General features: G+C 71.4%; 25 protein-coding genes. 3 read left to right on the top strand and 22 right to left on the bottom strand.

Features of this window, described 5'->3' with window-relative positions; genetic code table 11:
* Nucleotides 1–60 precede the first annotated feature (60 nt).
* Entirely contained in the window at nt 61–747 is a 687-nt protein-coding gene (locus tag AB0I91_RS16565) for a PadR family transcriptional regulator (protein ID WP_499637358.1), read from the top strand.
* Nucleotide 748: 1 nt separating this feature from the next.
* On the opposite strand, the gene AB0I91_RS16560 is transcribed toward AB0I91_RS16565, so the two are convergent.
* Together AB0I91_RS16560 and AB0I91_RS16555 are read right to left on the bottom strand one after the other, a co-directional pair.
* Nucleotides 749–1,732, bottom strand: coding sequence for an aldo/keto reductase (locus AB0I91_RS16560; protein ID WP_499637356.1), 984 nt, complete (start codon nt 1,730–1,732; stop codon nt 749–751).
* A gap of 24 nt (nt 1,733–1,756) precedes the next feature.
* Nucleotides 1,757–2,503 (bottom strand): class I SAM-dependent methyltransferase, encoded by a 747-nt coding sequence (locus AB0I91_RS16555; protein WP_498784836.1) that lies wholly within the window; start codon nt 2,501–2,503, stop codon nt 1,757–1,759.
* 55 nt (nt 2,504–2,558) lie between these two features.
* Between AB0I91_RS16555 and AB0I91_RS16550 the strand changes: the two genes are divergently transcribed.
* Complete coding sequence (locus tag AB0I91_RS16550; protein WP_498784838.1) at nt 2,559–3,377, top strand: VOC family protein; 819 nt, start codon at nt 2,559–2,561, stop codon at nt 3,375–3,377.
* Between the two features lie 3 nt (nt 3,378–3,380).
* Here the strand turns inward: AB0I91_RS16550 and AB0I91_RS16545 are convergent, their stop codons facing one another.
* From AB0I91_RS16545 to rpsB, 5 genes are all read right to left on the bottom strand, one after another.
* On the bottom strand, nt 3,381–4,232 hold the full coding sequence (locus AB0I91_RS16545) for a phosphatidate cytidylyltransferase (protein WP_498784840.1): 852 nt from the start codon (nt 4,230–4,232) through the stop codon (nt 3,381–3,383).
* A gap of 83 nt (nt 4,233–4,315) precedes the next feature.
* Nucleotides 4,316–4,873: a ribosome recycling factor gene (gene frr / locus AB0I91_RS16540; protein ID WP_498784842.1), complete on the bottom strand. Its 558-nt coding sequence runs from the start codon at nt 4,871–4,873 to the stop codon at nt 4,316–4,318.
* Between the two features lie 46 nt (nt 4,874–4,919).
* A complete protein-coding gene (pyrH, locus tag AB0I91_RS16535; protein WP_141984185.1) occupies nt 4,920–5,630 on the bottom strand; it encodes a UMP kinase in 711 nt (236 codons plus the stop codon).
* A 139-nt stretch (nt 5,631–5,769) separates the two neighbouring features.
* Nucleotides 5,770–6,585: a translation elongation factor Ts gene (gene tsf, locus AB0I91_RS16530; protein WP_498784844.1), complete on the bottom strand. Its 816-nt coding sequence runs from the start codon at nt 6,583–6,585 to the stop codon at nt 5,770–5,772.
* A 154-nt stretch (nt 6,586–6,739) separates the two neighbouring features.
* The gene (gene rpsB / locus AB0I91_RS16525) at nt 6,740–7,603 is read right to left on the bottom strand and encodes a 30S ribosomal protein S2 (RefSeq protein ID WP_498784846.1); all 864 of its coding nucleotides are present in this window, start codon (nt 7,601–7,603) and stop codon (nt 6,740–6,742) included.
* 397 nt (nt 7,604–8,000) lie between these two features.
* Here rpsB and AB0I91_RS16520 point away from each other — a divergent pair, with 397 nt between their 5' ends.
* Nucleotides 8,001–8,546 carry a M23 family metallopeptidase gene (locus AB0I91_RS16520; RefSeq protein WP_499637354.1) on the top strand — a complete coding sequence of 182 codons (546 nt, stop codon included), beginning with the start codon at nt 8,001–8,003 and terminating at the stop codon, nt 8,544–8,546.
* Between the two features lie 628 nt (nt 8,547–9,174).
* On the opposite strand, the gene AB0I91_RS16515 is transcribed toward AB0I91_RS16520, so the two are convergent.
* The 15 genes from AB0I91_RS16515 to rpsP form a co-directional block, all read right to left on the bottom strand.
* Nucleotides 9,175–10,176, bottom strand: a complete 1,002-nt coding sequence (locus AB0I91_RS16515; protein WP_498784850.1) for a FliA/WhiG family RNA polymerase sigma factor — start codon at nt 10,174–10,176, stop codon at nt 9,175–9,177.
* Entirely contained in the window at nt 10,151–11,128 is a 978-nt protein-coding gene (locus AB0I91_RS16510) for a tyrosine recombinase XerC (RefSeq protein ID WP_499637352.1), read from the bottom strand. The genes AB0I91_RS16515 and AB0I91_RS16510 overlap by 26 nt, the downstream gene beginning before the upstream one ends.
* Nucleotides 11,129–11,161: 33 nt before the next feature.
* Entirely contained in the window at nt 11,162–12,310 is a 1,149-nt protein-coding gene (dprA, locus tag AB0I91_RS16505) for a DNA-processing protein DprA (RefSeq protein WP_499616638.1), read from the bottom strand.
* Nucleotides 12,307–12,582, bottom strand: a complete 276-nt coding sequence (locus AB0I91_RS16500; RefSeq protein WP_498784856.1) for a hypothetical protein — start codon at nt 12,580–12,582, stop codon at nt 12,307–12,309. Before AB0I91_RS16500 ends, dprA begins: the two co-directional genes overlap by 4 nt.
* Before the next feature lie 329 nt (nt 12,583–12,911).
* Entirely contained in the window at nt 12,912–14,423 is a 1,512-nt protein-coding gene (locus AB0I91_RS16495; protein ID WP_499637350.1) for a YifB family Mg chelatase-like AAA ATPase, read from the bottom strand.
* On the bottom strand, nt 14,423–14,776 hold the full coding sequence (locus AB0I91_RS16490) for a YraN family protein (protein ID WP_498784860.1): 354 nt from the start codon (nt 14,774–14,776) through the stop codon (nt 14,423–14,425). Before AB0I91_RS16490 ends, AB0I91_RS16495 begins: the two co-directional genes overlap by 1 nt.
* A gap of 194 nt (nt 14,777–14,970) precedes the next feature.
* Nucleotides 14,971–15,294, bottom strand: coding sequence for a DUF2469 domain-containing protein (locus AB0I91_RS16485; protein ID WP_015104440.1), 324 nt, complete (start codon nt 15,292–15,294; stop codon nt 14,971–14,973).
* Nucleotides 15,294–16,088: a ribonuclease HII gene (locus tag AB0I91_RS16480; protein WP_498784862.1), complete on the bottom strand. Its 795-nt coding sequence runs from the start codon at nt 16,086–16,088 to the stop codon at nt 15,294–15,296. Before AB0I91_RS16480 ends, AB0I91_RS16485 begins: the two co-directional genes overlap by 1 nt.
* 9 nt (nt 16,089–16,097) lie before the next feature.
* Nucleotides 16,098–17,000 (bottom strand): signal peptidase I, encoded by a 903-nt coding sequence (gene lepB / locus AB0I91_RS16475; protein ID WP_499637348.1) that lies wholly within the window; start codon nt 16,998–17,000, stop codon nt 16,098–16,100.
* Between the two features lie 16 nt (nt 17,001–17,016).
* Entirely contained in the window at nt 17,017–17,919 is a 903-nt protein-coding gene (lepB, locus tag AB0I91_RS16470) for a signal peptidase I (protein ID WP_498784866.1), read from the bottom strand.
* A 34-nt stretch (nt 17,920–17,953) separates the two neighbouring features.
* Nucleotides 17,954–18,313 carry a 50S ribosomal protein L19 gene (rplS, locus tag AB0I91_RS16465; RefSeq protein WP_498784868.1) on the bottom strand — a complete coding sequence of 120 codons (360 nt, stop codon included), beginning with the start codon at nt 18,311–18,313 and terminating at the stop codon, nt 17,954–17,956.
* A 165-nt stretch (nt 18,314–18,478) separates the two neighbouring features.
* On the bottom strand, nt 18,479–19,225 hold the full coding sequence (trmD, locus tag AB0I91_RS16460; RefSeq protein WP_498784870.1) for a tRNA (guanosine(37)-N1)-methyltransferase TrmD: 747 nt from the start codon (nt 19,223–19,225) through the stop codon (nt 18,479–18,481).
* Nucleotides 19,215–19,733, bottom strand: a complete 519-nt coding sequence (gene rimM, locus AB0I91_RS16455; protein ID WP_499616653.1) for a ribosome maturation factor RimM — start codon at nt 19,731–19,733, stop codon at nt 19,215–19,217. Before rimM ends, trmD begins: the two co-directional genes overlap by 11 nt.
* An 8-nt stretch (nt 19,734–19,741) precedes the next feature.
* Nucleotides 19,742–19,981, bottom strand: a complete 240-nt coding sequence (locus AB0I91_RS16450) for an RNA-binding protein (RefSeq protein ID WP_015104447.1) — start codon at nt 19,979–19,981, stop codon at nt 19,742–19,744.
* The gene (gene rpsP / locus AB0I91_RS16445; RefSeq protein ID WP_123745950.1) at nt 19,978–20,430 is read right to left on the bottom strand and encodes a 30S ribosomal protein S16; all 453 of its coding nucleotides are present in this window, start codon (nt 20,428–20,430) and stop codon (nt 19,978–19,980) included. Before rpsP ends, AB0I91_RS16450 begins: the two co-directional genes overlap by 4 nt.
* Nucleotides 20,431–20,537: the final 107 nt, after the last annotated feature.

Genomic DNA, 20,537 nt, shown 5'->3' with positions numbered 1-20,537 from the left:
CGCGATACGTTCCGATATATCGTCGACACGTCGCAACCGATCGATACAAGGAGCAAAAAGATGCACTTCCACGGACACAGGCACCACGAACACCGGCACCACCGCGAGCACGGCTTCGGCGACCCACGACAGGGGTTCGGCGGCGGAGGGTTCGGCGGCGGCTTCGGCCGCGGCCCCTTCGGCGGTCCCCCGCCACCGCCCGACCCGTTCGGCGGCCCGCCGATCCCGCCCGAGCCGCCCGGCTTCGGCGGGCACGGCCGGGGCCGGGGTCGCGGCGGGAGGCAGCGCAAGGGCAACGTCCGCACGGCGGTCCTCGCACTGCTCGCCGAACGCCCCATGCACGGCTACGAGATGATCCAGGAGATCAGCGGCCGCACGGACGGCCTCTGGCGGCCCAGCCCCGGCTCGGTCTACCCGACCCTGCAGATGCTGGCCGACGAGGGCCTCGTCGCCTCCACCGAGGAGGCGGGCGGCAAGAAGCTGTTCACGCTGACCGAGACCGGTCGGGAGACGGCCGCGAAGCTCGACGGCGCGCCGCCGTGGCAGCAGGTCAACGACGACCTCGACCAGCACGCGGCGAAGCTGCGCACGGCGGCACGGCACCTCGGCGCGGCCATGCAGCAGATGGCGCACGCGGGCACGCGCGAGCAGCAGGCGCGGGCCGTCGAAGTCCTCGGCGAGGCCCGCCGCAAGCTGTACGCGATCCTCGGCGAGCTCGACGTCGAGGAGGACAACGCGGAGGAGTGACCTACCAGCGGTCGTGGACCAGCGGCCGGACCAGCGAGTCGTACACGGCCCGCACCTCGTCCTGGGCCTGCGCCGACAACGGGGCGAGGTCCGCGGCGGCCGAGTTGGCCCGAGCCTGCTCGGCGTTGCGCGCGCCGGGGATGACCACGGTGACGCCCGGCTGGTCCACGACCCACCGCAGCGCGAACTGCGCCATGGTCGCGCCGGGCGGCACGAGGGCGCGCAGCCGCTCCACCGCCTCCAGCCCGACCTCGAACGGCACGCCGGAGAACGTCTCGCCGACGTCGAACGCGTCACCGTTGCGGTTGTAGTTGCGGTGGTCGTCGGCCCCGAACGTGGTCGACGCGCTGTACTTGCCGGACAGCAGCCCCGAGGCGAGCGGAACGCGGGCGATGATCGCCACGCCCGCTTCCGCCGCCGCGGGCAGCACCCGCTCCAGCGGCTTGAGCCGCAGCGCGTTCAGGATGATCTGGACGCTCGCGACACCCGGCCGCGCGATCGCGGTCAGCGCCTCGTCGACGGTCTCCACGCTCACGCCGTACGCGGCGATCCGCTTGGCCTCGACCAGCTCGTCGAGCATGTCGAACACCTCGTCGGTCGAGAAGACCGGCGTCGGCGGGCAGTGCAGCTGGACCAGGTCGAGCGTGTCGACGCCGAGGTTGGCGCGCGAGCGGTCGTTCCAGGCCAGGAAGTTCTCGCGGTTGTAGTTCTCCGGCGTCTGGTCGACGCGGCGGCCCATCTTGGTGGCCACCGTGATGCCCGCGTCGCCGCGCTCGCGGAGGAACTTGCCGATCAGCGTCTCGCTGCGGCCGTCGCCGTAGACGTCGGCGGTGTCGAAGAAGTTCACGCCGGTGTCGGCGGCGGCGTGCAGCACCGCCAGCGCGTCGGACTCCTCGACCTGGCCCCAGTCGGCGCCGAGCTGCCAGCAGCCGAGACCGATGACGCCGACCTGCCGACCCAACCTGCCCGCGTTCCTGTTCTCCACGTCCCGAATCCTAGGTGAGCGTTCTCAGGGCAGCACAATCCCGGCCGGCTTGCGCCTCACGTGGACGCGGTAGCCGACCTCGAACGACAGGCCGGGCGTGCGCGCGATGGCCTTCTCCGCGACCGCCGCGGAGAACTCGATGCGCAACACCGCCTCCAGGTCCTCACGGCGGTCGAACCGCCACAGCGCGCGCACGCGGCGCAACGAGAACCCCTGATCGGCGAAGAACCGCTCCACGTCCACGGGGTTGTAGCGCGGCTCGTCGGAGCACAGCCACGGCCCGTAGGGCTCGGCCAGGCCGTCGAGGTCCACGATCGCCAGCGCGCCGCCCGGCCGCAGCACCCGATCGGCCTCGCGCAGGCCCGGCTCGCAGCCGGGGCCGAAGAAGTACGCCGTGCGCGCGTGCACCAGGTCCGCGGTCGCGTCCCGCAACGGCAGGCGTTGCGCGGGACCGGCCACCGCCTCGGCGTTCGGCACGTCCGCCACCCGGGCCCGGGCGCGCCGCACCAGCGGGGCGTGCGGCTCGACACCGATGACCGAGCGCGCCTCCCGTGCGAACACCGGCAGGTGGAACCCGTCACCGCAGCCGACGTCGACCACGTCCCGCCCGACCCAGTCGCACTCCTCGCGCAGCACGCGCCAGATGGCCCCGTCCACGTCCTGGGCGCGGTTCTCGACCTCGTAGAGCTCGGGCCAGTGCCAGATGTTCGGGCTCGGCAGGACGTCGACAGGCCGGACGGCGGCCAACGCGGCGCGGACGAATCCCTTCACGGGACGACTCTAGAGCCGTAGCGTGATCGAATAGGCGGCTTGCAGGAGGTACGCGGTGTCGATCGTCCCCAATTCTCCCGCTTTGGCCGAGTTGCACCACGGCGCGCCGTGCTGGGTCGACATCGCCACGACGGACCTCCAGGCCACGATCGACTTCTACTCCGGGCTGTTCGGCTGGTACTTCTCCGACTCGGGCGGCAACGCGATCGCCCTGGTGGACGGGATGCCGGTGGCCGAGCTGGTCGTCGCCGACGCGCCGAGCGCGTGGACGCTCTACCTGAACACGCCGCACGCCCGCGCGACCGCCGAGAAGGCGCAGGCGTTGGGCGGCCACGTGCTCGGCGAGCCGTCGGACACCGTCACCGTGCTCGCCGACCCGAGCGGCGCGGTGGTCGGGTTCCGGCACGTCCCACCAGACTGGGTGTTCGGCGCGGACGGGCACGGCGCGTACGCCTGGGCCGAGCTGAACACGCGTGACGGGCACGCCGCGGACGAGTTCTTCCGCGAGCTGTGCGGGTACGAAATCACCCAGATCGGTGACGGCCAGGCGGTCGACTACACGCTCTGGGCCGTGCAGGGGCACACCGTGCTCGGCCGGCAGCGGATGGGCCGGGCGTTCGCGCCGGACACCCCCGCGCACTGGATGGTGTACTTCACGGCCGCGCCGGAGATCGGCACGGACTCGGCCGCGTCCAGGGTGCTCGAGCTGGGCGGGCGCGTCACCGTGGAGCCGTACGACACGCCGTTCGGCCGGATCACGGTCGTCGCCGACCACACGGGCGCGGTGTTCTCGGTGATCGACCCGTCCCGCACCACGCCGCTGTCGGAGGAGGAGGCCACCGAGACGCGGGTGGACGACCCCTACGACGACTGAGGGCTAGCCCGGCACGAACACGTGCAGCAGCAGCCAGGCGACCACGGCGGACGGCAGCAGCGAGTCCATCCGGTCCATCAGGCCGCCGTGACCGGGCAGCAGCGTGCCCATGTCCTTGATCCCGAGGTCGCGCTTGATCAGCGACTCGACCAGGTCGCCCGCGGTCGCGGTGACGACCAGGGCCGCGCCGAACAGCACGCCCTGCCACCACTGGCCGTCCAGCATCAGGCCGACCGTGAGCGCGCCGCCGACCATGCCCGCCACCATCGAGCCCGCGAAACCCTCCCAGGACTTCTTCGGGCTGATGGTGGGGGCCATCGGGTGCTTGCCGAACAGCACGCCGGCCACGTAGCCGCCGGTGTCGGACAGCACGACGCCGATCAGGAACGCCAGGACGCGGAAGACGCCGTCCTCCGGCACGACCAGCATGACCGCGAACGACGCGAACACGGCCACGTAGGCGACCGTGAAGATGGACGCGGTGACGTCGCGCAGGTAACCGTCCGCGCCGTCCTTGAGCCGCCAGAGCAGGCACGCCAGGATCGTCACCACGAACGCGGCGAGCACGCCGCCGCGCTCGTACGGCCAGGCCAGCCACACCACGGCCTGCCCGCCGACCAGCACGGGCAGCAGGGCCACCCGGATGCCCGCGCCACGCCGCAACGCGCCCGTCAGCTCGTACACCGACACGGCGACGGCGACGGCGACGACGCCGACGAACAGCTCGCGCACCGTGAACAGCGCGACGAGGATGACGGCGCCCAAGCCGACGCCCACGGCGATGGCCGCGGGCAGGTTGCGCCCCGCGCGTGACGCGCCCTTCTCCGGCGCGTCCTGGTCACCGCCGCCTGACACCTGCTGTGCTCCTATCACGGCCGTGCACCGGCCGAGCAAAGCGCGCGGGCTCCTCGCCCGACCCGCCGAACCGACGTGACCACCTAGACCTCGAGCAGCTCGGCTTCCTTGTGCTTGACCAGCTCGTCGATCTGGGCGACGTAGCGGTGGGTGACGTTCTCCAGTTCCTTCTCGGCCCTGGTGCCGTCGTCCTCGCCGACCTCGCCGTCCTTGACCAGGCGGTCCAGCTCTTCCTTGGCCTTGCGGCGGATGTTGCGGATGGAGACCTTGGCGTCCTCGCCCTTGCCCTTGGCGACCTTGACCATCTCGCGGCGGCGTTCCTCGGACAGCTGCGGGATCACCACGCGGATGATCGAGCCGTCGTTGCTCGGGTTCACGCCCAGGTCGGAGTCGCGGATGGCCTTCTCGACCGCGTTGAGCTGGGTGGCGTCGTAAGGCTTGATCACCGCCATGCGCGCCTCCGGGATGGCGACGCTGGCGAGCTGGTTCAGCGGGGTGGGCGAACCGTAGTACTCGACCACGATGCGGGAGAACATCGAGGGGTTGGCGCGGCCCGTGCGCACCGAGGCCAGGTCCTCCTTCGCCACGGACACCGCTTTTTCCATCTTCTCCTCGGCGTCGAGGAGGGTCTCGTCAATCACGACTGACTCCCTTGGTGTGCGCAGTTCGGCTCGAATCCCAGCAGGTCTAGAAGGACGGGCGACCACCGGGGGTGCTCACCAGTGTGCCGATCTTCTCACCACGCACGGCTCGCGCGATGTTCCCCTCGGTGAGCAGGTTGAAGACCATGATCGGCATGTTGTTGTCCATGCACAGGCTGAACGCGGTCGCGTCGGCGACGTTCAGGCCGCGTTCGAGCACTTCGCGGTGGGTGATGTTGTCGAACATCAACGCGTCCGGGTCGATCTTGGGATCCGCCGTGTAGACGCCGTCCACGGCCTTGGCCATCAGCACGACCTCGCACCCGATCTCCAGCGCGCGCTGCGCGGCGGTGGTGTCGGTGGAGAAGTACGGCATGCCCGCGCCGCCGCCGAAGATCACCACGCGCCCCTTGTCGAGGTGCCGCATGGCCCGCCGGGGGATGTAGGACTCGGCGATCTGGCCCATCGTGATGGCGGTCTGCACGCGGGTCTCGATGCCGTGCTCGCGCTCCAGGAAGTCCTGCAGGGCGAGGCAGTTCATCACGGTGCCGAGCATGCCCATGTAGTCGGCGCGGCTGCGGTCCATGCCGCGCTGCTGCAGTTCGGCGCCGCGGAAGAAGTTGCCGCCGCCGATGACGACCGCGACCTGGACCCCTGTTCGGACGACCGCGGCGATCTGGCGTGAGACGGTCTGCACGACGTCGGGGTCGACGCCGACACCGCCACCGCCGAACATCTCGCCGCCGAGCTTGAGCATCACCCGGCGGTAGCCCTGGATCGGCTCGTCGTCGGCGTGATCGGCTTTCGCGTGGTCTACCTCTGCGCTCACAGGTACTCCTCTGGACACGGCAAGGGCGGGGTCGCGACGTCTGCGCGCAACCCCGCCCTCACGCGAATCAGGCCTGGCCGACCTCGAACCGGGCGAAGCGGGTCACGGTGACACCGGCCTCGTCCAGCACGGCCTTGACGGTCTTCTTGGACTCGGTCACGGACGACTGCTCCAGGAGCACGACGTCCTTGAAGAAGCCGTTCACGCGACCCTCGACGATCTTGGACAGCGCCGCTTCCGGCTTGCCCTCCTCGCGAGCGGTCTCCTCGGCGATGCGGCGCTCGTTGGCCACCACGTCCGCGGGGACCTCGTCGCGGGTGAGGTAGCGGGGACGCATCGCGGCGATCTGCATCGCGGCGCCGCGGGCGGCGTCCTCGTTGTCGCCGGTGTACTCGACCACCACGCCGACGGCGGGCGGCAGGTCGGCGGCACGGCGGTGCAGGTAGGTGGTCACGGCGCCGTCGAAGATGGCGACCTTGGCCAGCTCCAGCTTCTCGCCGATCTTGGCCGAGAACTCCTGGACGACGGCGTCGACGGCCTTGCCGTCGAGGTCGGCGGCCTTGAGCACCTCGACGTCAGCCGGGCGGGTGGCCTTGGCGACCGCGACGATCCGCGCCGCCAGCTCCTGGAAGTCGGCGTTCTTGGCGACGAAGTCCGTCTCGCAGCGCAGCTCGATCATCACGCCGCCCTCGGCCATGACCAGGCCGTTCGCGGTCGTGCGCTCGGCGCGCTTGTCGACGTCCTTGGCGCCCTTGATGCGCAGGAGCTCGACCGCCTTGTCGAAGTCGCCGTCGGTCTCCTCGAGCGCCTTCTTGCAGGCCATCATGCCTGCGGCGGTCAGCTCGCGGAGGCGCTTCACGTCAGCGGCGGTGTAGTTCGCCATCGTGCGATTTCCGTTCCTTCTGCGGTCTGGTCGTCGGCTCGCTCGCCGACGCGTTTACGCGCTTGGGGGTGGTGCGGTACCAGCCGGTCGGGCGCTGGTCGCTGTGCGCACGCCGCGCCCACCGTGATCAGGGCAGGCGCGGCGTGCGGACAGCTCAGGACTGGACGGACTCGGTGCCCTCGGCGGGCGCCTCGCCGGCGGGGGCCTCGGCGGCCGCCGGTGCGGCGGGCGCGTCGGCGCCGACCAGCAGCTCCTGCTCCCACTCGGCCAGCGGCTCGTCGACGCCCGGCTCGGGCTTGTCCGCGCCGTCGGCGGCCTTGGTGCGGGCGCCGGAGCGCGCCATCAGACCGGCGGCGGCGGCCTCGGCCACCACCTTGGTCAGCAGCGCGGCGGACCGGATCGCGTCGTCGTTGCCCGGGATCGGGTAGTCGACCTCGTCCGGGTCGCAGTTCGTGTCGAGGATCGCCACGATCGGGATGTTCAGCTTGCGCGCCTCGCCGACGGCGATGTGCTCCTTCTTGGTGTCCACGATCCACACGGCGCTGGGCACCTTGGACATGTCGCGGATACCGCCGAGCGTGCGCTCCAGCTTGTCCTTCTCGCGGTTCATCATCAGGATTTCCTTCTTGGTGAAACCCTGGAAACCGCCGGTCTGCTCCATCGACTCCAGCTCCTTGAGCCGCTGGAGGCGCTTGTGGACCGTGGAGAAGTTGGTGAGCATGCCGCCCAGCCAGCGCTGGTTCACGAAGGGCATGCCGACGCGGAGGGCCTCGTTGGCGATGGCCTCCTGCGCCTGCTTCTTCGTGCCGATGAACAGGATCGAACCGCCGTGCGCGACCGTTTCCCGGACGAACTCGTAAGCCCGGTCGATGTAGGTCAGCGTCTGCTGCAGGTCGATGATGTAGATGCCGTTGCGCTCGGTGAAGATGTAGCGCTTCATCTTCGGGTTCCAGCGACGGGTCTGGTGCCCGAAGTGCACGCCGCTGTCGAGCAGCTGCTTCATGGTGACGACGGCCATGGCCGGGTTCGCACCTCTTCGTTCAGGCGCGCCTGGCGGTGAGCCGGCGCGCGTTCCGGTTGGTCGCGGCGGACCGGGGTCGGACCGCCGCCCTGGTGCCCCTGCCGCCGTCCGAACCGGAGGACGTCTCGCCTCAGGACCGCTGGACGCCGTGACTCGACCACACCGAAAACTGGTCGGATCTGCATTGGCACGCGAAGTCGTCCCGCACTCACACGGGCCGCGGTCCGAGTGTACGCCGGTGAGCCGGAGAACCACGAACCGGGCCTGAGGTTGTCCACAGCCCCATGAGTTATCCACAGGTGAGCCGAAGCCACTGGTAGCCCCCGGTCCCCGCCGGAACGCTGGACCCATGACTCCCACGATGCGAACACTGCTGGTCCTGACCTTGACAACGGTGGTGACGCTACCCCTGACCGCGTCGCCGGCGCCCGCGAGGGCCGACCGCCCACCGCGCTTCGCCTGGCCGCTCGCACCACCGCACCAGGTCGTCCGCGCCTTCGCAGCGCCGGCGACGGAGTACGGGCCCGGCCACCGCGGCGTGGACCTGGCCGCCACCGCGGGCGCCACCGTCCTGGCCGCCGCCGATGCCGTCGTCGTGCACGCGGGCCCGGTCGCCGACCGTGCGGTCGTCTCACTGCTGCACACCGGCGGCCTGCGAACCACCTACGAACCGGTCACCCCCACCGTCCGCCGAGGTCAACCGGTACGGCGAGGCGACCGGATCGGCACCCTGAACCCGGGCCACGAGGGCTGCCCCACCGAGGCCTGCCTCCACTGGGGCGCACTGCGAACCACCCCACCGCGCTCCCGCACCTACCTGAACCCACTGCACCTGTTGTCCAACGGCCGTGTCCGCCTCCTCCCGAGGGCGGACGGCAGCGGCCCTCAACGCGCCCACCCTTCTGACCAGCCCAACCTGCTTACCGGCCAGCCCCGCTGACCCGGCCAGCTCCTCTGACTCACCTGCCTCGCCATCTCGCCCTCCCTGCCGCACCACCGCACCACCGCACCACCGCACCACCGCACCGAAGCTCGCCCCACCGCCTCGCCCGAGCCACCGCCGCACCGGCCGCACCCGCCGCACCCGCCGCACCCGCCCGCACCCGCCGCACCCGCCGCACCCGCCGCACCCGCCGAGTGCCCCTCAACCACGCCCTTCCCGCAACCTCACCCAAAGCCAGCGCCACCCCGACCGCGCACTCCACCGCGCGACCTCCCCACCGCGCAACCTCCCCACCGCGCAACCTCCCCACCCGCGCCCACGTGCGCCCACCAGCGCCTCACCTCGCAGCGCCGCCGCCTAGCGGACAGGGCGGCGCGATCGGGGGATGTCTCCGTGCAGTGGTCGCGGCGGGCTCGTGGCCTCCGGGCCGACCTCGATTCGGCGAAACCGGGTGTCCGTCGAGCACGGCGCCCGTTGAAGGCGTGCGTGTGATTCGCCGACGGCACTTGGCGGGTGCGTCCGGCGGTGGGTTCGGCAGGTGCGTCCGGCAAGTGCGTTCGCCGGGTGGCGGTTGGGGTCTGCTGCCGATGGGCGACTGATGCCGATGGGCATCGGCGGAGCTGGGCTAGGCCTCCAGCTGCTCGTTCAGCTTGGTGCGCAGGCGCAGCACCGCCCGGGTGTGCAGCTGGCACACGCGGGACTCCGTGACGCCCAGGACCTTGCCGATCTCGGCCAGCGTCAGGTTCTCGAAGTAGTACAGGGTGACCACGACGCGGTCCCGTTCGGCGAGCTGGGCGATCGCGTCGGCGAGTTGGCGGCGGCTGTCCTGGTCGACCAGGGTGGCGATCGGGTCCTCCGCGCCCTCGTCGGGCAGGGACTCGGCCAGTGACGAGCCCGCGCCACCGGTGTTGCGGCCGGCGGCGATCAGCTCGTCCAGGGCGACCACGCTGGTGAGCTGGAGCTGGGCGTAGAGCTCGCGCAGCTCACCGAGGCCGATCTTCAGCTCGGCGGCGAGCTCGCGGTCGGTCGGGGTGCGCTGGAGGCGGCCACCCAGGCGTTCCAGGGCGCGCTCGACGTCACGTGCCCGGCTGCGGACCGAGCGCGGCACCCAGTCCTGTGAGCGCAGGTCGTCGAGGATCGCGCCTCTGATGCGCTGCATCGCGTACGTCTCGAACTTCAGGCCGCGCTCGGGCTCGAACTTCTCGATCGCGTCGACCAGGCCGAAGATGCCGGACTGGATCAGGTCCGCCACGTCGACGTGCGCGGGCAGACCGGTGCCGACCCGACCGGCGACGTACTTCACCAGCGGCGCGTAGTGCAGCACCAGGCGGTCGCGCAGGGCCTGCCGACGTGACTCGCCGTAGGTGTGCCACAGCGCGATGATCCCGGCTTCCACGTCATCGGCGGTGCGCGACTCCGACGCCGCGTGCGCGGGCCTGCCGGGGACCACCGCGGGGGCGGCGTGCCCGTTCGTGCGCTGCGGCTCGCCGTCGACGTGGTGACCGTACGTCCCAGTCGGGGTGCGCGCCGCCGACGAGGTCCCGACGTGCGCGGCGGAGGGAGAGGTCACGGTTGCGGTCCGCGAACCTCCCCCTGCGACGTCAGGAGCGGGGGTGGGTTCGGTCATGGATCGCCTTCAGCCGTTCGACGGTGACGTGTGTGTAGAGCTGAGTCGTTGCGAGCGTAGCGTGACCAAGAAGCTCTTGGACGGTGCGCAGGTCCGCTCCCCCTTCCAACAGGTGCGTGGCCGCGGAGTGGCGCAGGCCGTGCGGCCCGGTGTCGGCCGTCTCAGGTACCGCACCCACTACATCGTGGACAACCCTCCTGGCGGTACGCGGGTCGAGCCGCCCACCTCGCGCGCCGAGCAGCAGCGCACGGTGTGAACGGTCGCTGACCAGGGCGGATCGACCATGTTCCACCCAGCGCCGTACAGCCCGTTCGGCCGGAACGCCGAACGGCACGGTGCGTTCGCGACCACCCTTGCCCAGAACCCGAATCACCCTTTGGGAGTAGTCCACGTCGTCGAGGTCGAGACCGCACAACTCGGCGACCCGGACACCCGTTGCGTACAGCAACTCCACCACGGCTTGGTCACGCAGCGCAACCGGATCGCCGTGTTCCGCGCCTACTTCGGCAACTGCCATGGCGGCGTCGGCCTGGTCCGGGCGCAGCACGGCGGGGAGGGTCCGGTGGGGGCGGGGCGCGCTGAGCCGCGGGCCGGGGTCGGCGGCGAGCAGGTCGTTGCGGGAGGCCCAGGCGGTGAACGTGCGGGCGGAGGCGGCGCGTCGGGCCATCGTCGTCCGGCTCGCGCCGGCGGAGTGCTGGAAAGCCAACCACGACCGCAGGCCCGGCAGGTCGATCGCTTCCACGGTGGCGTTGTCGGGTGTGCCCTCGGCTAAGTGGACCAGCAGGGCGACCACGTCGCCGAGGTACGCGCGCACCGTGTGCGGTGACAGACCGCGTTCCATCGCGAGGTGGCGTTCGTAGCGGTCCAGGGCCGTCGCCACGTCCGCGGGCAGCGCGCGACGCAGGCGAACCAGGTCGACACGACGTGTCCGAGCGGGCGGCGGCGGGGACATAGCCCCTGACGCTGCGCCCTCAAGCGCTCTTGGTCAAGTATCGCCACGCCAACTCCCGTCCTGGGAGCGCTTCCAACCGCTCTCCGTGCGTTCGGCGAGACTGGCCAGTTCCAATTGCGGCAACAAGGCGCGCACCCGAGCCAGCTCGACGCCGGATTCGACGGAGATCGCCTCCGGGCTGTGCCCGAACGCCAGGCCCAGCGCTTCGAAGACCCGCATCGCCTCGCCCTGCGGTGGTCCGGTGTCGGTGTTCCTGGTGGCTTCGACGAGGTCGACACCGAGCCGTCCGGTCGACTCGATGATCTCGGCGACGCTGGTCACCGGCACCGCGAGCCCCGAACGCAGCAGCTCGTGGCAGCCCGACGAGCTGACCGACGTGATCGGCCCGGGAACCGCCATGAGCACCCGGCCGAGTGCCGCCGTAGACGCGGCGGTGTTCTTGGCCCCGCTGCGCCGTCCCGCTTCGACGACCACGGTGCCTTCGGCCAGAGCGGCTATGAGCCGATTTCGCGTCAGGAACCGGTGGCGCGCGGGCGTGTGGGTCGGCGGGTACTCGCTCACCAGCAGCCCTTGGCCGGGGATGCGTTCGAGCAAGGGGCGGTGGCCGGACGGGTAGGCGACGTCGATCCCGCAGGCCAGCACGGCGATCGTCGGCCCGCCCGCCGTGATCGCGCCCCGGTGCGCCGCGCCGTCGATCCCGTAGGCCGCGCCGGACACCACGGTGACACCGGCCTCGGCCAACCCGAAGCCGAACTCGCCCGCGACGTGCTGCCCGTAGCCGGAGGCGGCCCGACTGCCGACCACCGCGACGGCCCGCTCTGTGATGGAGGAGAGGTCAGCCTCGCCCCGGACCCACAACGCCAAGGGCTCCACACCGCACCGCAGGCCGTTGGCGGCGGCGAGGGCGAGGGCGTTGAAGGGCCAGCGGGGCCACTCGTCGTCCTCGGGGACCAGGAGCCGCCCGCCGACCTTCGCGGCCGCCTCCAGGTCCTGCTCGGCCTGGTCCAACCCTCGACGGGCCGATGTCTGGCTGTCGACCCCGGACGGCACCTCCCCGGCCCTGACCGACTCCGCGGCCCGCACCGGCCCGACTTCGGCGACGAACCGGACCAGAGCAGCGGCGGGCGGCTCGGCCACCCGCGACAGGTAGGCCCGGGCCAGCCGGATCTCATCGGTGCTCACGGCGACCGCCACCACTCGTCGGGCCCGGGGCGGGTGACCGGCGCGAACCCCTCGCCGGGCTCCGGGTCACGCGACATGTCCGCCGCGCGAACCGCCTTCGACCCGGCCGGCGCCGATTCGATCCCGCTCCGCACGCCGGAGGCCTGCTCGACCTGCGGACCCGACTCGACCGACCGGCCCACGAGCCCACCGCCCGCGTGGTGGCTGCCTGCGGCCAGCCTGGACGCGACCACGGTCCGCGCCGCCGCAGTAGGGCTGACGTCGGTCGACACGGTCGGCGGTGAGGCCCTCGGGGTCACGTTCGAGGGAGGGAGCGGGGGCAGGGCTGGGGTCGGTGGTGCGGAGGGTGGTGGTGCAGACGGTGGTGGTGCGGATGGCGGGGTTGAGGGCTCAGCCGGCGGGCGGGCGATCGGTGGGTGGACGGGTGGGCCCTTGGCGCGGTTCGGGTCGGCGGGAGCCGGGTCAGGGTCGGCGAGGATCGGGGCGGCGAGGGCGGGTTGGGACTGGGCGGCGAGGGACTGGGCGGCGAGGGACTGGGCGGCGAGGGACTGGGCGGCGAAGGGCTGGTCGGCAGGGATCGGCTGGGTGGGGGTTGGGTCGGTCATGACTTCCTGCGCTCTCGGAACTCCAGGGCGGCGGCTACGTGGTCCGCTGTCGGTTGGTCGACCTCGGCCAGGTCGGCGAGGGTCCAGGCGACTCGTAGGCACCGGTCCGCGCCACGGCCCGTCAGGGCTCCCGTGGTCAGCGCTCGGTCCAGGACGGTGGTCGCGTTTCTTGGCAGGGCGTACTCCCGCCTGAGCGCGGGGCCCGGCACCTCGGCGTTGGTCAGCCAGCCGTGCGCCGCCCAGCGTTCCGTCGCCCGCGTCCTGGCCTTCTGGACCCGCTCGCGGACGGCGGCGGTCGGTTCCGGTGGGGCGATCTCCGCGTTGCTCATGGCGGTCAGGGGGCGCATCACCACCCGCAGGTCCACCCGGTCCAGGAGCGGGCCGGAGAGCTTGCTCTGGTAGCGCCTCCGCGCGGCGGGCAGGCAGACGCAGTCGATGTCCTTCGGCGGTGCGCAGGGGCACGGGTTGGTGGCCAGCACGAGTTGGAACCTGGCCGGGTAGCGGGCGATGCCGTCACGCCTCGCCAACCGCACCTCGCCCTCCTCCAACGCCGTGCGCAGCGCGTCCAGCTTCGCCGCGCCGAACTCCCGGGCCTCGTCCAGGAACAGCACGCCCCGGTGGGCCCGGCTCATCGCACCCGGCTTCGCCATGCCGGTGCCGCCGCCGATCAGCGCCACCGTCGACGTGGTCGGGTGCAGCGAGACGAACGGCGGCGTGGCGACCAGCGGGCTCTCCGGGGACAGCAGACCCGCGATGGAGTGCACCGCCGTGACGCCGAGCGCCTCCTCCGGCGACAACGGCGGCAGGAGGCCGGCCAGGCGTTGGGCCAGCATGGTCTTGCCGGTCCCCGGCGGCCCGGTCAGCAGGATGTGGTGACCGCCGGCGGCGGCCACTTCGAGGGCCCACCTCGCCTCCGGCTGGCCCACCACGTCCGCCAGGTCCGGGCCGTCCGGCGGTCGGGCGATGGCGGGCGGGGCGGTGTGGTGGAGGGTGTGCTCGCCGCCCAGCCAGGACAGGACGTCGGTCAGGGTCGTGGCGCCGTGCACGGTCATGCCGTCCACCAGGGCGGCTTCGGGCAGCACGTCCACCGGGACCACCGCCTCGGTCAGGCCCGACCGCTTGGCCGCCACCAGCGCGGGCAGCACACCCCGGACGGTGCGGACCCGGCCGTCCAGGGCCAGCTCGCCCAGCAGCACGGTGTCGGCCAGGCGCTCGCCCGGGATCGCCTTGGCGGCGGCCAGGACGACGCAGGCGATGGCCAGGTCGTAGCCGGAGCCGTTCTTGGGCAGCGTGGCCGGGGACAGGCCCAGCGTCACGCGTTGGGACGGCCAGTCGTGCCCGCTGTTGCGCACCGCCGCCTTCACGCGGTCCTTCGACTCGTGCAGGGCGGCGTCCGGCAGGCCGAGGAGCTGGGTCCTCACCGTGCCGACACCGACGTCGGCCTCGATCTCCACCGGCACGCCGTCCACGCCGAACAACGCCACCGACCACGTACGCGCGAGCGCCATCACACACCTCGCAGGTGGTGCAGGCGGACCTTGCCCTCGGGCGGCCACTCGATCGCGATCACGTCGAACCGGATCTCCACGCGCCCGACCCGGTTGGCGCTCAGCCAGCGCAGGGCCGACTTGCGGACGCGCTCCAGCTTGTCCGGCGTCACGGCTTCCAGGGGCGTGCCCCTGCTGGTGCCCGAACGGCACTTCACCTCGACGACCACCAGCCGGGCGCCGTCGGTGGCTATGACGTCCAGCTCACCGTCGTCGCACCGCCAGTTGCGCGCCAGGATCGACAGGCCCTGGTGCTCCAGGTACCGGCACGCCGCGTCCTCGCCACGCCTGCCCAGGTCGGTCGCCGTGTTCATGTCCCACTCCTCCGGAATCGGTCCTGGTTCGACCATGCCGGGGTGGTGGCGGGGTGGCGATGGGCAGTTCGCCGGCTGTGGACAACTTCAAGGGCTGTGGACGGCCGCCGGGGAAATGTCGGTGGCGCGTGGTAACGGCCGGAACGCGCAAAGGGGCCCACCCCCACGGGCAGGCCCCTGCGACTTTGCGGGTATCAGGAGTTGAACGGGCCGTCCTCGGGCAGCCTGAGGTCGGGTTTGTCCAGCTCCTCGACGTTGACGTCCTTGAAGGTGATGACGCGGACGTTCTTCACGAATCGGGCGGGGCGGTACATGTCCCACACCCACGCGTCGGACATCCGCACCTCGAAGTAGACCTCGCCGTCCGCGTTGCGGACCTGCACGTCCACCGAGTTGGCCAGGTAGAACCGCCGCTCGGTCTCCACGACGAACGAGAACTGGCTGACGATGTCGCGGTACTCCTTGTACAGCGACAACTCCATCTCGGTCTCGTACTTCTCGAGATCCTCTGCACTCATTACGCCTCCGCGCGGGTAATCATCGAATCCGCGCCCCTCCTCGTCGCGAGCCTGCCACCGCTGGTCTGCGGGGTTGTCCCATTCTGGACCACGGCGGCCGCGACCACGCCGCGCGCCACCCGGTGCGGCGCCGCCATCCCGTGCCGGAGCGCCGCGGCGGCCACGTTCGCATACGACCAGCGGTGTTGCGCGCTCGGGCCGTGCTCCACCAGCGCCGCCGAGTGCTCGGGGGTGCTGTAGCCCTTGTGCACGTCGAACCCGTAGACGGGCAGCTCCTCGTGCAGACCGGTCATGATCCGGTCCCGCGTGACCTTGGCCAGCACGGACGCCGCCGCGACGCACGCCGCCACCCGGTCGCCCTTGACCACCGGCATGTTGGGTGCGGTGAGACCGGGCACCGGGAAGCCGTCCGTCAGGACGTACCCGGGATGTGCCTCCAACCGCGCGACCGCGCGCCGCATGCCCTCGATGTTGGCCACGTGCACGCCGATCAGGTCGACCTCGGCGGCCGGGATCACGATCACCGCGTAGTCCAGCGCGCGCTTGAGCACCAGGTCGTACATCCGGTCGCGCGCGGCGGCGGTGAGCAGCTTCGAGTCGGTGAGCCCGTCGAACTTCGCCGCGTCACCCGGCTTGAGCACGCACGACGCCACGACGAGCGGGCCCGCGCAGGCGCCACGACCGGCCTCGTCCACGCCGGCCACGGGGCCGAACCCGCGCCGGTCCAACGCGGCCTCGAAGGCCCAGATTCCCGCGGTCTGCCGGACCTGGACGCGAGGCGGCTTGCGGATCACCCCTCGACCCTATCCCAGTCGTGAACCCCGGAAACGCGACCTCACCCGCTTGCCCAGCAGCAGCACCGGCCACGCCGCCGCGAGGCCGACACCGGCCGGCAGCGCGTCCTGCCACGCGGGCGCCCCGATGGCCACGACCTGCGGGTTGTGGTCGCCCACGCCCTGCCAGCGCGCCGGCGGCAGCACGATCACCCGCGCCTTGCCCACGACGTTGTCCACCGGCACGAGACCGCCCTCGCGGCCGTCGCCCTGGCACCGCGAGTCGCACGAGTCGTTGCGGTTGTCGCCCATCACGAACAGGTAGCCCTCGGGGATCTTCAGCTCGGCGAACGACTCCTGCACCGTGCTGCGGCCCGGCGCCCAGTACACGTACGGCTCGTCCAGCGGCTTGCCGTCCACCACGACCCGGTTGCGGTCGTCGCAGCACTGCACGGTCTGCCCGCCGACCGCGATGACCCGCTTGACGAAGTCCTCCTCGTTCGCCGCCGGGAACCCCATCAGCGACCCGAGCCCTTGCAACGCCTTGACCAGCGGGTTCGTCGGCTCGGGCGCGACGAAGTCCTGGTTGATCCAGCTGTCGGGGCCGTGGAAGACCACGACCTCGCCCGGTTCGATCTCGGCGAAGTCGTAGACCAGCTTGTCCACCAGCACCCGGTCGCCGAAGCAGCCGCCGGAGCAGCCGTGCAGCGTCTGCTCCATCGACTCCGACGGGATCATGTAGACCTTCGCCAGGAACGACTGGATCAGCACCGCGAGCACCACCGCGACACCGATCAGGATCGGCAGCTCTTTCCAGAACGAGCCCTTGCGCTTGGCCGTTTTGCGCGCGCGGGCACGCCACTGCTCGACCTTTTCCTCGTGCTCCGGTTCCCCCTCGTCGGAGGAGCCCCGGGACGATGCGACGTCCACCACCCGGTCAGCCTACCGATCAGGGCTGTGTGGCCCTGGTCAACCGCCTGCGGAGCTTGCGGCCGAAGAACACCAGCGGCCACGCCGCGGCCAGGCCGGCGCCCGCCGGGACGGCGCTCTGCCACGCGGGCGCGCCGAGCGCGACGGCCTGCGGGTTGTGGTCGCCGATGCCCTGCCAGCGCGACGGCGGCAGCACGATGACCCGAGCCTTGCCGATGACGTTGTCCTCCGGCACGGTGCCCGCCACGCCACCACCGCCCTGCTTGCGGGAGTCGGTGGAGTTCGTGCGGTTGTCACCCATCACCCAAAGGTGGCCTTCGGGGACCTTGACCGGCTCGAACGGGTCGTGGTTCTCCGGCGAGGTGCCGGGCTGCCAGTAGATGTACGGCTCGTCCAGCGGCTTGCCGTCGACCTTGACGCGGTGCTGCTCGTCACAGCACTCGACGGTCTGCCCGCCGACCGCGATGACCCGCTTCACGAAGTCGCGCTCGTCCGGCGGCGCGAGGCCGACCAGCGAGGCCACCGACTGGATGCCGGCCACGATCGGGTTGTCCGACCGGCCGGAGTTGAAGTCGTTGTTGCCCCAGGTCTCGGGGCCGCGGAAGACCACGACCTCGCCCGGTTCGATCTCGGTGAAGTCGTAGACCAGCTTGTCGACCAGCACCCGGTCGTTGTTGCACCCGGGGCAGCCGTGGAGGGTCTCCTCCATCGACTGCGACGGGATGACGTACACCCGCGCCAGGAACGTCTGGATCAGGATGGTGAGGACCAGCGCCGTGGCGCCGAGCACGAGGAGCTCGCGCCAGAGCGGCGGCTTCTTCTTGTCCTTCTTCGACTTGCCGCCCGCAGCCGAGTCCGGAGTGGACTCGACTGCGGGATCCTGACCGTCTTCGTCAGCGGAGCGGTGCACGGGATCTGCCACGTGGGCAGGCTACTGGTTCCGCGTGTGCCCGGCGTCAGGAGGCCGGGCGAGCCTCGCGCTTCTCCTTGATCTTGGCGGCCTTGCCGCGCAGGTCGCGCAGGTAGTACAGCTTCGCCCGGCGGACGTCGCCGCGGGTGGCGACCTCGATCTCGGCGATGTTCGGGGAGTGCACCGGGAAGGTGCGCTCGACGCCGACACCGAACGAGACCTTGCGGACGGTGAAGGTCTCACGGATGCCGCCACCCTGGCGGCGGATCACGACGCCCTGGAACACCTGGACCCGCTCGCGGGAGCCCTCGATGACGCGGACGTGGACCTTCAACGTGTCGCCCGGCCGGAAGCTGGGGATGTCGGAGCGCAGCGACTGGGCGTCAAGAGCGTCCAGGGTGTTCATCGGTGGTCCGTCCTCGTCCTCACGTGTATTGCGTACTCCCCCAGGGCGCGGCCGAACTCATGTCACACACGCGCGGGGGCGGGCCTGGCGCACGCCGGATGAGTCGACCCGGGTGCAGCAACCTGTCCAGTGTGCCAGACGAGGGGCGGCGGCACGAAATCGCCCCTAGTCCGGCCCTCGGTCGAGCTCGTCGAGCAGCTTGCGGTCGTGCTTGTCGAGCGCGCCCTCGGGCAGGGCGTCGAGCAGTTCGGGGCGGCGTTCGCGGGTGCGGCGCAGCGACTGGTCGCGCCGCCAGCGGTCGATCGCCTTGTGGTTGCCCGAGCGCAGGACCTCCGGCACGGCGAGGTCGCGCCACACCTCGGGCCGGGTGTAGCTGGGTCCCTCCAGCAGGCCGTCGGAGAACGAGTCCTCGGCGGCCGACTTCGGGTTGCCGAGCACGCCGGGCAGGAGGCGGACGACGGCCTCGACCATCACCAGCACCGCCACCTCGCCGCCGACGAGCACGTAGTCGCCGATGGAGACCTCGTCCACGCGCATCCGGCGCGACGCGTCGTCCACGACCCGCTGGTCGATGCCCTCGTACCGGCCGCAGGCGAACACCAGGTGCTCCTCCGCGGCCAGGTCGTGCGCCAACCGCTGGGTGAACGGCCGACCGGCCGGCGTCGGCACGATCAGGCGGGTGGCCGGGGTGACGACGTCGTCCAGCGCCTCGCCCCACACCTGGGGCTTCATCACCATCCCCGGACCGCCGCCGTACGGGCTGTCGTCGACGGCCTTGTGCACGTCGTGCGTCCAGTTGCGCAAGTCGTGCACGCCGACGCTGATCAGACCCTTGTCGATCGCCTTGCCGAGCAGGGCGGCGCGGAGCGGGTCGAGGTACTCCGGGAAGATCGTGACGACGTCAATCCGCATCGAGGAGGCCCTCGGGCGGGTCCAGCAGCACGCGCTTGCCCGCGAGGTCCACCGTGGGCACGATCTCGCGCACGAACGGGATCAGGGCCTCGTCGCCGTTCTCGCGCTTGACCACCAGCAGCTCGCCGCCGGGCCCGTGCACGACCTCCAGCACGGTGCCGATCCTCGTGCCGTCCACGAGCTCGGCGGTCAGCCCTTCGAGCTCGTGGTCGTAGAACTCGTCCGGGTCGCCGGTCGGCGGCAGGTCCTCGGTGCTCGCGAGCAGCAAGGTGCCGCGCAGCGTCTCGGCGACGTCCCGGGTCAGCACTTCCTCGAAACGCACCAGCAGCCGCCCGGAGTGGTTCCGGGCGGCTGCGACGGTGAGGTTGCGGGAGGTGCCGTCGCGCAGTTTGGCGGCCACCACCGAGCCCGGCGCGAACCGGGTCTCGGGCGAGTCCGTGCGCACGTCGACCGCGAGCTCGCCGCTGATCCCGTGCGCCTTGGCCACTCGGCCGACGACGACGTCCATGTGCGCGTTCAGCGGTCGGTGTCGACCACGTCGACGCGCACGCCACGACCACCGATACCGGCCATCACGGTGCGCAGGGCGGTCGCGGTGCGACCGCTGCGGCCGATCACCTTGCCGAGGTCGTCCGGGTGGACGTGGACCTCGAGCGTGCGACCGCGGCGGGTCGTGACCAGGTTCACCCGGACGTCGTCCGGGTGGTCGACGATGCCCCGAACGAGGTGTTCGAGAGCGTCAGCCAACAAGCTCACGCCTCGTCCTTGGCAGCCTCGGGAGCGGCCTCGGCGTCAGCCTTCTTGGCGTCGTCCTTCTTGGCCGACTTCTTCTTCGGGGTGGTCGCCTCGGTGGACGGCGCGTCGCCCGCGGCGGCCAGCGCGGCGGCGAACAGGTCCGCCTTGCTGGTCTTGGGCTCCTTGACCTTCAGCGTGCCCTCGGCGCCCGGGAGGCCCTTGAACTTCTGCCAGTCACCGGTGATCTCGAGCAGGCGCTGGACCGACTCGGTCGGCTGCGCGCCGACGCCCAGCCAGTACTGCGCGCGGTCGCTGTCCACCGCGATGAACGACGGCTCTTCCTTCGGGTGGTACTTGCCGATCGTCTCGATGGCCTTGCCGTTGCGGCGGGTGCGGGCATCGGCGACGACGATCCGGTAGTACGGCTGACGGATCTTGCCAAGCCGCTGAAGCTTGATCTTGACGGCCACGGGTGTGGGTGCTCCTCGTGCTCTCGTGTGCTCAGGTGCGGGCAGTCCTCACCCGAGTGGGGCACGGGTGGTGAAAGCCCAGGTGTCTGGGGCGCCATGGCACGGTG

It is taken from the genome of Actinosynnema sp. NPDC049800 (genome assembly GCF_040656635.1).
Lineage (GTDB): Bacteria > Actinomycetota > Actinomycetes > Mycobacteriales > Pseudonocardiaceae > Actinosynnema.
This window is presented reverse-complemented; position numbering and strand designations above follow the sequence as displayed.

Bases quoted from the DNA above. Each gene is read 5' to 3' on its own strand.
- AB0I91_RS16565 (WP_499637358.1), top strand. From the start codon at position 61: ATGCACTTCCACGGACACAGGCACCACGAACACCGGCACCACCGCGAG.
- pyrH (WP_141984185.1), bottom strand. From the start codon at position 5,630: ATGCTCAAGCTCGGCGGCGAGATGTTCGGCGGTGGCGGTGTCGGCGTC.
- tsf (WP_498784844.1), bottom strand. From the start codon at position 6,585: ATGGCGAACTACACCGCCGCTGACGTGAAGCGCCTCCGCGAGCTGACC.
- rpsB (WP_498784846.1), bottom strand. From the start codon at position 7,603: ATGGCCGTCGTCACCATGAAGCAGCTGCTCGACAGCGGCGTGCACTTC.
- AB0I91_RS16515 (WP_498784850.1), bottom strand. From the start codon at position 10,176: ATGACCGAACCCACCCCCGCTCCTGACGTCGCAGGGGGAGGTTCGCGG.
- AB0I91_RS16510 (WP_499637352.1), bottom strand. From the start codon at position 11,128: ATGTCCCCGCCGCCGCCCGCTCGGACACGTCGTGTCGACCTGGTTCGC.
- AB0I91_RS16495 (WP_499637350.1), bottom strand. From the start codon at position 14,423: ATGGCGCTCGCGCGTACGTGGTCGGTGGCGTTGTTCGGCGTGGACGGC.
- AB0I91_RS16490 (WP_498784860.1), bottom strand. From the start codon at position 14,776: ATGAACACGGCGACCGACCTGGGCAGGCGTGGCGAGGACGCGGCGTGC.
- AB0I91_RS16485 (WP_015104440.1), bottom strand. From the start codon at position 15,294: ATGAGTGCAGAGGATCTCGAGAAGTACGAGACCGAGATGGAGTTGTCG.
- rplS (WP_498784868.1), bottom strand. From the start codon at position 18,313: ATGAACACCCTGGACGCTCTTGACGCCCAGTCGCTGCGCTCCGACATC.
- trmD (WP_498784870.1), bottom strand. From the start codon at position 19,225: ATGCGGATTGACGTCGTCACGATCTTCCCGGAGTACCTCGACCCGCTC.
- rimM (WP_499616653.1), bottom strand. From the start codon at position 19,733: ATGGACGTCGTCGTCGGCCGAGTGGCCAAGGCGCACGGGATCAGCGGC.